The organism is Haemophilus sp. C1, from assembly GCF_001276515.1.
Lineage (GTDB): Bacteria > Pseudomonadota > Gammaproteobacteria > Enterobacterales > Pasteurellaceae > Haemophilus.
On record NZ_LDVZ01000014.1, the window covers coordinates 38,642 to 50,466 of the forward strand.

Consider the following 11,825-nt stretch of genomic DNA (forward strand, 5'->3'; position numbering starts at 1 on the left):
ACTATAAGGATAAGTTATGCGTTGTTTAGCTCTAGACATTGGCGGTACAAAAATCGCAGCGGCTATCGTAAAAAATGGCGAAGTTGAACAACGCCAACAAATTCATACGCCGCGTGAAAATGTGGTAGAAGGAATGCATCAAGCATTGGAACAACTTCTTACTCATTATGCGGGGCAATTTGATTATGTGGCGGTGGCTTCAACAGGCATTATAAATGACGGTATTTTAACCGCACTTAATCCTAAAAATTTGGGTGGTTTGAATCAATTTCCACTAAAAGAAAGTATTGCTAAACACACGGATAAACCAATTGGTTTATTAAATGATGCACAAGCCGCGACTTATGCTGAATATCAACTTCAAGATCCAGAGAAAGTATCAAACTTTGTTTTTATTACAGTTTCTACTGGCGTGGGTGGTGGTGTCATATTGAACCAACAATTACAAACTGGCCCAAAGGGAATCGCAGGACATATCGGGCATACATTAGCGGATCCAAATGGCCCAATGTGTGGTTGTGGTCGTCGAGGTTGTGTAGAAGCCGTTGCTGCTGGTCGTGCTATTGAAGCGGTATCTTCCCAATGGGATGATCCTTGTGAACCAAAAGAAGTTTTTGAACGTTTTAGAAAAAATGATGAAAAAGCTACCGCACTTATAGAACGTTCAGCCCAAGCCATTGCCAATTTAGTGGCGGATTTAGTGATTGGATTGGATGTGCAAAAAGTCGTTATAGGTGGTAGTGTCGGGTTGGCTGAAGGTTATTTACCATTAGTCAAACGTTTCTTACAGGCTATGCCTGCTGTATATAGCTGTGACATTGAATCTGCTAAATTTGGTCAAGATGCAGGATTAATCGGCGCAGCTTATTGGGTGAAAGATGTTCTGCTTGATAAACCAAAAGGAACAATTTATGGCTAAATCCGGAAATGTGTTAAACACCATTAGTTTGCTTTACCATAGTCTAACTAAGTCAGAGAAAAAAATTGCTGATACGATTTTGCGTTCGCCTGATTTGGTGTCTCAGTGCCCCCTTTCAGAAATCGCTAAGCATTTGGAAGTTGGAGAAGCTACGCTCGTCCGTTTTTGTCGAACCATTGGTTTTAAAGGTTTCAGCGATTTTAAATTAGAACTTTCCATTGAGCTTGCCACGAAGGATAACAATGATGAAACTGTGCTCGAAACAGAAATTATGCCGAGTGATGATTCTTTAACGATTGCGCAAAAGTTGCAAGCGGCAGTTTCTAATGTAATGGAAGAAACGGTTAATTTATTAGATTTAAAACAGCTTGAACAAGTGGTTAAAGCCATTAAAAAAGCACGTCGTATCTTTTTATTTGGTGTGGGATCATCTGGCGTGACAGCTGAAGATGCAAAAAATAAGTTGATGCGTATCGGTTTCCAAGTGGATGCAACAGGTAATAATCATTTTATGTATATGCAGGCGGCATTACTTACGTCTTCTGATGTGGCAATTGGTTTAAGTCATTCAGGATATTCCGCCGAAACAGCCCACACACTCAAAATTGCTAAACAAAATGGCGCAACGACAGTGGCATTAACTCACAGTTTGCGTTCACCCGTTACAGAATATGCTGATTATGTTTTGGTAAATGGTAATAAACAAGGGAAGCTACAAGGTGACTCCATTGGTACCAAAATTGCACAGCTTTTTGTATTAGATTTAATTTATGCTTTGTTAGTGCAGGGAGAAGAAGAACTTGCAGCTCAAACCAAGCAAAAAACCCTCAATGTGATTCTTGAACAACGTATAAAATAGGAGAAAACTTATGCGTGATTTAAAAGGTATTTTCAGTGCATTATTAGTGTCATTTAATGAAGATGGCACAATTAATGAAAAAGGTTTACGTCAAATTATCCGCCACAATATCGACAAGATGAAAGTTGATGGTTTATATGTAGGTGGTTCAACAGGCGAAAACTTTATGCTTTCAACTGAAGAGAAAAAAGAAATCTTCCGTATTGCAAAAGATGAAGCAAAAGATCAAATCGCACTAATTGCTCAAGTGGGTAGCGTAAACTTAAAAGAAGCAGTTGAATTAGGTAAATATGCAACAGAATTAGGCTACGATAGCTTATCTGCAGTTACTCCGTTCTACTACAAATTTAGTTTCCCTGAAATCAAACATTATTACGACACCATTATTGCAGAAACGGGCAATAATATGATCGTGTATTCTATCCCGTTCTTAACTGGCGTGAATATGGGAATTGAACAATTTGGTGAACTTTACAAAAACCCGAAAGTATTAGGGGTAAAATTCACAGCAGGTGATTTCTACTTATTAGAACGTTTGAAAAAAGCTTATCCAAACCACTTAATTTGGGCTGGTTTCGATGAAATGATGTTACCTGCAGCCGCACTTGGTGTGGATGGCGCAATTGGTTCAACTTTCAACGTAAACGGCGTTCGTGCTCGTCAAATTTTTGAATTAACTAAAGCGGGTAAATTAGCCGAAGCGTTAGCAATTCAACATGTAACCAACGATTTAATCGAAGGCATTTTAGCGAACGGTTTATATTTAACCATCAAAGAATTGCTTAAATTAGAAGGTGTGGATGCGGGTTATTGCCGTGAGCCAATGACAGCAAAAGCAACAGATGCTCAGCTTACTAAAGCAAAAGAGTTGAAAGCGAAATTTTTATAATTAATGGAATATCGTGAGAACCTAGGGGAGTGATTTCCCTAGGTTACTCATAATTTATCCCTCTTGGGGTAGCAATTCTCGTTTCCTGCTTCTCAGTTTTTCTATTTCGTAGTGGGGAACCATTATGTTTAACCGTTGGTTTGTTTATCCACGGTATTGAAAATAAAGGAAGTATAGTATGCGTCTTATCCCTCTACACAACGAACAACAGGTGAGTCGTTGGGCTGCACGCCATATTGTTGATCGTATCAATCATTTTAATCCTACGGCTGAACGTCCATTCGTTCTAGGTTTACCAACTGGTGGCACACCATTAAAAACTTACCAAGAATTAATCGCACTTTGTAAAGCGGGAGAGGTGAGCTTTAAGCATGTGGTAACATTCAATATGGATGAATATGTGGGTTTACCAGAGGAACATCCTGAAAGTTATCATAGTTTTATGTATAACAATTTTTTCAATCATATCGATATTCAGCCAGAAAATATCAATATTCTTAATGGCAACACGGATGATCATGATGCGGAATGTCGCCGTTATGAAGAAAAAATTAAATCTTATGGAAAAATTAATTTATTTATGGGCGGAGTAGGCAATGATGGTCATATTGCCTTTAATGAACCAGCCTCATCATTAAGTTCCCGTACTCGTATTAAAACCTTAACTCAAGACACATTAATCGCAAATTCACGCTTCTTTGATAATGATGTGAATAAAGTGCCGAAATATGCTTTGACTATTGGCGTAGGCACATTATTAGACGCAGAAGAAGTGATGATCCTTGCAACTGGCCATCATAAGGCGCTTGCAGTTCAAGCTGCCGTAGAAGGTGGTGTGAACCATATGTGGACAGTGAGTGCACTTCAACTACATCGCCATTTTGTGTTAGTTTGTGATGAACCGGCACAACAAGAATTGAAAGTAAAAACTGTTAAATATTTTACTGAATTAGAACAACGCGCCATTCATAGCGTGTTATAAGATCATACCGCTTAAAAGAGCGGTAATTTTTCTGATTATTTTATTTAAGGACAAAAAATGAGATATGCATTAACGAATTGTGTGATTTACACAAAATATGATGTTTTACGTGATTTTGCTGTAATTATTAATGGTGAAATTATTGAAGCGGTAGTTCCACAAGCTGAATTAGAAACAGGTATCAAAACCATTGATTTACAAGATAATAATTTAACCGCTGGTTTTATTGATCTGCAATTAAATGGCTGTGGTGGCGTGATGTTTAATGACCAAACTAGCGTTGAAACCTTGGAAATTATGCAGGAAACTAACTTGAAATCAGGTTGTACAAGTTTCCTTCCAACTTTTATCACGGCACCAGATGAAAACATAAAAAGTGCGGTGAAAATTATGCGTGAATATTTAAACAAGCATAAAAACCAAGCACTAGGTTTACATATTGAAGGGCCGTTTATTAGTGTTGAGAAAAAAGGTGTACACCGTCCCGAATATATTCGTGAAATTACGCCTGAAATGAAGGATTTCCTCTGTGAAAATGGTGATGTCATTACAAAAATTACCATTGCCGCAGAAAACCCAACCATTAACTATACTCCTGATTTTGTGAAAGCGGGCATTATTGTCTCTGTAGGCCATTCTAATGCGACTTATGAAGTCGCTAAAGCCGCATTCCACAAAGGCGCAACTTTTGCGACTCACTTGCATAATGCAATGTCACCAATTAGTTCTGGACGTGCAATGGGCGTAGTGGGTGCGGTACTCGATTCAGATGTTTATACGGGGATTATCGTGGATGGTGTGCATATCAATTACGGCAATGTTCGCATTGATAAAAAAATCAAAGGTGACAAACTTTGTATTGTGACTGACTCTCTCGCTGCAGCAGGTGCCCCACCTGAATTGGAAACCTTCACCTTCGTAGGAAAAACTATTTATATCCGAGATGGCCGCTGTTTTGATGCGAACGGTACGATCGCTGGTGCATCAATTACCATGATAGAATCTATTAAAAATGCAGTGGAGTTTGTAGAAATTCCGCTTGCTGAAGCAATTCGAATGAGTAACCTTTATCCTGCACGAGCAATTGGTGTGGATGATCGTTTAGGTTCGGTAGAAAAAGGAAAAATCGCAAATTTAGCCGTGTTTACGTCAGATTATAAAGTGACAGCAACCGTGCTCAATGGTGAATGGAAACCTAATTGATTTAAAGTGCGGTAAATTTTCCTGATCTTTTATAGCCCAACCAATCGGTTGGGTTATTTTTTTCTTTAACTACTTTAATAAGAATAATTTTCATCTATAATATAAAAACCAAGTTAATTACTAGGAGATAGGTATGGCAAAAGATGAAGTAGGGCATAATTTTCTTGCACGTTTAGGTAAAACTCGTTTGCGTCCAGGCGGTAAAAAAGCAACAGATTGGTTAATTGCCAATGGTGATTTTAGCCAAGATAAAAAAGTGTTAGAGGTTGCCTGTAATATGGGAACGACAGCCATTGGATTGGCGAAGCAATTTGGTTGCCATATTGAAGGTGTTGATTTAGACGAACATGCGTTAGAAAAAGCACAAGCAAATATCGAAGCAAATGGCTTGCAAGAAAAAATTCATGTGCAGCGAGCGAATGCGATGAAGTTGCCTTTTGAGGATGAAAGTTTTGATATTGTCATCAATGAAGCGATGCTCACAATGTTACCCGTGGAAGCTAAGAAAAAAGCCATTGCAGAATATTTTCGAGTGTTAAAACCCAATGGTTTATTGCTTACTCACGATGTTATGCTGGTGGGGAATGATCATCAAACTATTCTAGAAAATATGCGCAAAGCGATTAACGTGACGGTAACGCCATTAACGAAAGATGGATGGAAAGAAATATTCCAAGAAAGTGGCTTTAGAAATGTCGATACTTTTTCTGGTGAGATGACCTTACTTTCACCAAAAGGAATGATTTATGATGAGGGCATTCTTGGGACGTTAAAAATCATCCGTAATGCTATGAAAGCGGAAAATCGTGAGCAATTTAAAAGAATGTTTAAAACCTTTAATGATCCTGAACATAAATTACATTTTATTGCTGTATGTAGCCAAAAATAATATAAAAAACGAACCGCTCTTTTATGTGCGGTTCGCTTTTTCTTACGATAATTTTTTCACTAGGGTTGTTTAGATTTATTTTGAATAATCTCTTGCACCGAAAATTGCAGTACCAATACGTACCATAGTAGAGCCGCATTTTATTGCGCTCGGCATATCATCCGTCATTCCCATAGAAAGTGTATCAATTTGTTGATTGGGTAAGGCTTGTTTAAGTTGTTCAAATAGAGACAACATCTTTCTAAATGCATTTTCTTGTTCCGCGATGTTATCGGTCGGCGCGGGTATTGCCATTAAGCCGCGTAGGCATAAGTGCGGTAAATTTTCGATGTGTTTTGCCAGTGTTAACATTTCCTCAGGTTGAATACCAGATTTACTTTCTTCATCGCTGATATTAATCTGAATCAAGACATTTAATGGTGCTTTGTTAGTCGGTCGTTGTTCATTTAAACGATCTGCAATTTTTGCTCGATCAAGCGTTTGCATCCAATCAAAATGTTCTGCAACGAGACGAGTTTTATTCGATTGTAATGGACCGATAAAATGCCATTCAAGGTTAATACCTTGCGATTCAAAATATTGGATCTTTTCTACACCTTCTTGCACATAATTTTCCCCAAAGGCTATTTGTCCCGCTTGATAAGCCGAAAGAATAGCGGAGATAGGTTTGGTCTTAGATACGGCAAGTAATTTTACTGTATTTTGATTGCGTTTAGATTCTTCGCAAGCCGTTTCAATTTTTTGATGAATTAGGTTGAGATTATGCTGGATATCCATAGGTTCTCCTTTATAAAAGTGCGGTTAGTTTACACGAAATTTATTTACTGAGAAAATTTCTGAAAAATTTGTTACTTTCTGTTTGACAAGTTCGGGAAATTTCGGTATTTCTTTACGCATTCGTTTTTCAAGATAAAACACAATGAAAAATAATCGCACTTTATCCGTAATCATTAGCACGATTACCACTATTATGATGACCATTACTATGATTAATGGCGCGGGTTAGTGCACCAAAAAACAGGATACAGAAAACCCGCGATTCAACTGAATAGCGGGTTTTTTTATAAATTCAAAAACACAATATCTCTAGGAGAACCAATCATGCGCGTACTTAAATTTGGTGGCACTTCGCTTGCAAATCCGGAACGTTTTTACCAAGCAGCGAAATTGATCGAGCAAGCTCATTTAGAAGAGCAGGCAGCAGGTGTTTTATCAGCACCAGCCAAAATAACTAATCATCTCGTCGCCCTTTCTGAAAAAGCTGCATTAAATCAACCAACCGATACGCATTTCAACGAAGCAATCGAAATTTTCTATAACATCATCAATGGATTACATGCCGAAAATAATCAATTCGACTTAAATGGCACCAAAGCGCTTATTGATGCTGAATTTGCTCAAATTAAAGGATTATTAGAAGAAATTCGTCAAGCAGGAAAAGTAGAAGATGCAGTTAAAGCGACGATTGATTGCCGTGGTGAAAAACTTTCTATCGCAATGATGAAAGCTTGGTTTGAAGCGCGTGGCTATAGCGTACATATTGTGGATCCGGTCAAGCAATTATTAGCAAAAGGCGGTTATCTTGAGTCTTCTGTTGAAATTGAAGAATCAACAAAACGTGTTGATGCGGGAAGTATTGCAAAAGATAAAGTGGTACTGATGGCAGGCTTTACTGCGGGTAATGAAAAAGGTGAGTTGGTTTTGCTCGGTCGTAATGGTTCAGACTATTCTGCAGCCTGTTTAGCCGCTTGTTTAGGCGCAAGCGTATGCGAAATTTGGACCGATGTGGATGGCGTTTATACTTGTGATCCGCGTTTAGTGCCTGATGCACGTTTATTACCAACTCTTTCTTATCGTGAAGCGATGGAACTTTCTTATTTCGGTGCAAAAGTGATTCATCCTCGTACGATTGGCCCATTGTTGCCACAAAATATTCCTTGTGTCATTAAAAATACAGGAAATCCTTCTGCGCCGGGTTCGATTATTGATGGCAATGTGAAATCAGAAGGTTTACAAGTCAAAGGTATAACTAATTTAGATAACTTGGCGATGTTTAATGTGTCAGGCCCTGGTATGCAAGGCATGGTAGGCATGGCATCTCGTGTATTTTCAGCCATGTCAGGTGCAGGTATTTCAGTCATTTTAATTACTCAGTCTTCGTCTGAATATAGTATTAGTTTCTGTGTGCCTGTGAAATCTGCAGAAGTAGCGAAAACCGTACTAGAAACTGAGTTTGCGAACGAATTAAATGAACATCAATTAGAACCAATTGAAGTGATTAAAGATTTATCCATTATTTCTGTGGTGGGCGATGGAATGAAGCAAGCGAAAGGCATTGCTGCTCGTTTCTTTTCTGCGTTAGCACAGGCAAATATTAGCATTGTAGCGATTGCACAAGGATCTAGCGAACGTTCAATTTCTGCGGTTGTGCCGCAAAATAAAGCTATTGAAGCCGTGAAAGCTACCCATCAAGCGCTTTTCAATAATAAAAAAGTCGTGGATATGTTTTTAGTGGGCGTTGGTGGAGTAGGCGGAGAATTAATTGAGCAGGTAAAGCGCCAAAAGGAGTATCTAGCAAAGAAGAATGTTGAAATCCGAGTTTGTGCTATTGCGAATTCTAACCGAATGTTGCTCGATGAAAATGGATTATGTTTAGACGATTGGAAAACCGATTTAGAAAATGCGACTCAGCCATCAGATTTTGATGTATTGCTTTCTTTCATTAAATTACATCATGTGGTGAATCCAGTATTTGTAGATTGTACCTCAGCCGAATCTGTAGCAGGGCTTTATGCTCGTGCGTTAAAAGAAGGTTTCCATGTGGTTACGCCAAATAAAAAAGCGAATACACGAGAATTAGCTTATTACAATGAGTTACGCCAAAACGCTCAAGCAAGCCAACATAAATTCTTATATGAAACCAATGTGGGCGCAGGTTTACCAGTTATTGAAAATCTTCAAAACTTACTTGCCGCAGGCGATGAACTTGAATATTTTGAAGGTATTTTATCTGGCTCGCTTTCCTTTATTTTTGGTAAATTAGAAGAAGGACTTTCTCTTTCAGAAGTCACCGCACTTGCGCGTGAAAAAGGCTTTACTGAGCCTGATCCTCGAGATGACCTTTCTGGACAAGATGTAGCGCGCAAATTATTAATTCTTGCTCGTGAAGCAGGAATTGAGCTTGAACTTTCAGATGTTGAAGTTGAAGGTGTATTGCCGAAAGGCTTCTCTGAAGGAAAATCTGCAGATGAATTTATGGCAATGTTGCCACAGCTTGATGAAGAGTTTAAAACTCGTGTTTCCACCGCTAAAGCTGAAGGTAAAGTATTGCGCTATGTTGGGAAAATTTGTGAAGGAAAATGCAAAGTATCCATTGTAGCTGTCGATCAGAATAACCCACTTTATAAAGTAAAAGATGGCGAAAATGCCTTAGCATTTTACACTCGTTATTACCAACCTATCCCACTTTTATTACGTGGTTATGGTGCAGGCAATGCAGTTACTGCGGCAGGTATCTTTGCAGATATTTTAAGAACATTACAACATTAAGGATTTCAGATGTTAAGAATTTATGCTCCAGCATCTAGCGCAAATATTAGTGTAGGATTCGATACTTTAGGTGCTGCGATCTCTCCAATTGATGGTTCTTTGTTAGGCGATGTGGTTCAAATAGAATCTATTTCAACTGGTTTTGAGTTAGAAAGTGCGGGCTATTTTGTTCGTAAATTACCGAAAGAACCGCAAAAAAATATTGTTTACCAAGCTTATGTGCTATTTCGTGAGCAATTAAAATTACGCGGAGGAAATCTGAAGTCTTTGCGTTTAACGCTCGAAAAAAATATGCCTATTGGCTCTGGTTTAGGCTCTAGTGCTTGTTCTATTGTTGCTGCATTAGTGGCATTAAATCAGTTTCATGATGAACCTTTTTCGAAAATGGAGTTGCTTGAAATGATGGGCGAATTGGAAGGTCGTATTTCTGGTTCAATCCATTATGATAATGTTGCACCTTGCTATCTTGGCGGTGTGCAATTTATGGTTCAATCGCTCGGCAATATTTGTCAAAAACTGCCATTTTTTGATAATTGGTATTGGGTGTTGGCGTATCCAGGAATTGAAGTTTCTACTGCTGAAGCTCGTGCAATTTTACCGAAAAGCTATACTCGACAAGACGTGATTGCCCATGGTCGTCATTTAGGTGGTTTTGTGCATGCTTGCCATACCCATCAGGAAAACCTTGCGGCGATTATGATGAAAGATGTCATTGCCGAGCCTTATCGTGAATCTCTGTTACCTAATTTTGCTGAAGTAAAACAAGCTACGCGAGACTTAGGCGCACTTGCCACAGGTATTTCAGGCTCTGGGCCAACTATTTTCTCTATTGCTCCAGACTTACAAACCGCAATTAAACTTTCAACTTATTTAGAGAATCATTATTTACAAAATAATGAAGGTTTTGTGCATGTATGTAAGGTCGATAACGAAGGCGCAAGAGAAATTAAATAACCATAATTTAAATAGATAAAATTAAATTAAAAACGGATTAAATATGAATTTATACAATATCAAACACCCCGAAGAACAAGTCACTTTTTCTCAGGCTGTGCGTCAAGGACTTGGTCGGGATCAAGGTTTATTCTTTCCTGAAGTTATTCCTCAACTTAATAACATTGATGAATTACTTGAATTACCCCTTGTTGAGCGTAGCCAAAAAATTCTAGGTGCATTAATTGGTGAAGAATTACCGAAAGCAACGTTAGATGAGATGGTGAAAAATGCATTCACTTTCACTGCACCGTTAGAAAAAGTTGAAGATAATATTTATGCGCTTGAATTATTTCATGGTCCCACATTGGCATTTAAAGACTTTGGTGGGCGTTTTATGGCACAGGCACTTGCGGCGGTACGTGGTAATGGAAAAATCACCATTTTAACGGCAACGTCTGGCGATACTGGAGCTGCTGTAGCACATGCGTTTTATGGATTAGAAAATATTAATGTAGTTATCCTTTATCCAAAAGGTAAAATCAGTCCATTACAAGAAAAGCTATTCTGTACTTTAGGTGGGAATATTCGTACTGTTGCGATTAACGCTGATTTCGATGCGTGTCAAGCTTTGGTTAAGCAAGCCTTTGATGACGCTGAATTGCGCCAAGCTATCGGACTTAACTCCGCAAATTCTATTAATATCAGCCGTTTATTAGCTCAAGTTTGTTATTATTTTGAGGCTGTCGCACAATTACCAAAAGAAAAACGTGATAATGTCGTGGTTTCTGTACCAAGCGGTAATTTTGGTAACTTAACGGCGGGATTAATTGCAAAAACATTAGGCTTGCCGATAAAACGCTTTGTTGCCTCAACAAATGCAAATGATACAGTTCCACGTTATTTGAAATCGGGTAATTGGGATCCTAAAACGACAGTTGCAACCCTTTCTAACGCAATGGATGTAAGTCGCCCAAATAATTGGCCGAGAGTGGAGGAATTGTTTAAACGAAATGGTTGGAATTTAACTGATTTAGGCTCGGGAATGCTAAGTGATAGCGAAACAGAAGATACTTTAAAAGCGATGCAGGCAAAAGGTTATTTATGTGAACCTCACGGTGCGATTGCTTATCATGTGTTGAAAGATCAACTTAAAGCGGGTGAAACAGGAATTTTCCTGTGTACTGCACATCCTGCGAAATTTAAAGAATCCGTAGAACGTATTCTTGGTATTCAGCTTCCATTACCTGAAGCACTGGATAAACATAATCAGCTGCCATTGCTTTCTGATGAAATGGATAATGATTTTGCACAGCTACGGGCTTACTTATTGAAGTAATAAAGTGCGGTAAATTTTTATTGTATTTTGATAGCGCTTGATTTTCAGGCGCTATTTTATTTTAGAAAATATAACGTAGCGATAATATATTAATTATCTTAGATTGGATAGAGAGAATAGCTATTTTTCAATAAGTCAGTAATTTGAAAAGTAGTACCAAGTTTAGGCAATAAAAAATACCTTTCAGCACTTACTTTATTTTTGAGTGGTGGGTCGTGAAGGATTCGAACCTTCGACCAACGGATTAAAAGTCCGCTGCTCTA

Annotated in this window: 10 protein-coding genes and 1 other annotated feature; of the genes, 9 read left to right on the forward strand and 1 reads right to left on the reverse strand. The window is 38.3% G+C overall.

Annotated elements, in window-relative coordinates; translation table 11 throughout:
* Window positions 1-16: 16 nt before the first annotated feature.
* The 6 genes from ABW51_RS06520 to ABW51_RS06545 all read left to right on the forward strand — a co-directional run bounded on the left by ABW51_RS06520 (window position 17) and on the right by ABW51_RS06545 (window position 5,741).
* Window positions 17-919, forward strand: coding sequence for an N-acetylmannosamine kinase (locus tag ABW51_RS06520; RefSeq protein WP_053466067.1), 903 nt, complete (start codon window positions 17-19; stop codon window positions 917-919).
* The gene (locus ABW51_RS06525; RefSeq protein WP_053466068.1) at window positions 912-1,778 is read left to right on the forward strand and encodes a MurR/RpiR family transcriptional regulator; all 867 of its coding nucleotides are present in this window, start codon (window positions 912-914) and stop codon (window positions 1,776-1,778) included. Before ABW51_RS06520 ends, ABW51_RS06525 begins: the two co-directional genes overlap by 8 nt.
* A 10-nt stretch (window positions 1,779-1,788) precedes the next feature.
* Entirely contained in the window at window positions 1,789-2,667 is an 879-nt protein-coding gene (nanA, locus tag ABW51_RS06530; RefSeq protein ID WP_053466069.1) for an N-acetylneuraminate lyase, read from the forward strand.
* Between the two features lie 178 nt (window positions 2,668-2,845).
* Complete coding sequence (gene nagB, locus ABW51_RS06535; protein WP_009500377.1) at window positions 2,846-3,649, forward strand: glucosamine-6-phosphate deaminase; 804 nt, start codon at window positions 2,846-2,848, stop codon at window positions 3,647-3,649.
* A gap of 57 nt (window positions 3,650-3,706) precedes the next feature.
* Complete coding sequence (nagA, locus tag ABW51_RS06540; RefSeq protein ID WP_053466070.1) at window positions 3,707-4,852, forward strand: N-acetylglucosamine-6-phosphate deacetylase; 1,146 nt, start codon at window positions 3,707-3,709, stop codon at window positions 4,850-4,852.
* A 133-nt stretch (window positions 4,853-4,985) separates the two neighbouring features.
* The gene (locus ABW51_RS06545) at window positions 4,986-5,741 is read left to right on the forward strand and encodes a class I SAM-dependent methyltransferase (protein ID WP_053466071.1); all 756 of its coding nucleotides are present in this window, start codon (window positions 4,986-4,988) and stop codon (window positions 5,739-5,741) included.
* A gap of 75 nt (window positions 5,742-5,816) precedes the next feature.
* On the opposite strand, the gene ABW51_RS06550 is transcribed toward ABW51_RS06545, so the two are convergent.
* Window positions 5,817-6,518, reverse strand: a complete 702-nt coding sequence (locus ABW51_RS06550) for a YggS family pyridoxal phosphate-dependent enzyme (protein ID WP_053466072.1) — start codon at window positions 6,516-6,518, stop codon at window positions 5,817-5,819.
* 170 nt (window positions 6,519-6,688) lie between these two features.
* Window positions 6,689-6,807 (forward strand) — a sequence feature (Thr leader region).
* A 35-nt stretch (window positions 6,808-6,842) separates the two neighbouring features.
* On the opposite strand from ABW51_RS06550, the gene thrA reads away from it, so the two are divergent.
* The 3 genes from thrA to thrC are packed head-to-tail and all read left to right on the forward strand — an operon-like array spanning window position 6,843 to window position 11,562.
* Window positions 6,843-9,290, forward strand: a complete 2,448-nt coding sequence (gene thrA, locus ABW51_RS06555; RefSeq protein ID WP_053466073.1) for a bifunctional aspartate kinase/homoserine dehydrogenase I — start codon at window positions 6,843-6,845, stop codon at window positions 9,288-9,290.
* Between the two features lie 9 nt (window positions 9,291-9,299).
* The gene (gene thrB / locus ABW51_RS06560; RefSeq protein WP_053466074.1) at window positions 9,300-10,244 is read left to right on the forward strand and encodes a homoserine kinase; all 945 of its coding nucleotides are present in this window, start codon (window positions 9,300-9,302) and stop codon (window positions 10,242-10,244) included.
* 43 nt (window positions 10,245-10,287) lie between these two features.
* A complete protein-coding gene (thrC, locus tag ABW51_RS06565; RefSeq protein WP_053466075.1) occupies window positions 10,288-11,562 on the forward strand; it encodes a threonine synthase in 1,275 nt (424 codons plus the stop codon).
* Window positions 11,563-11,825 lie beyond the last annotated feature (263 nt).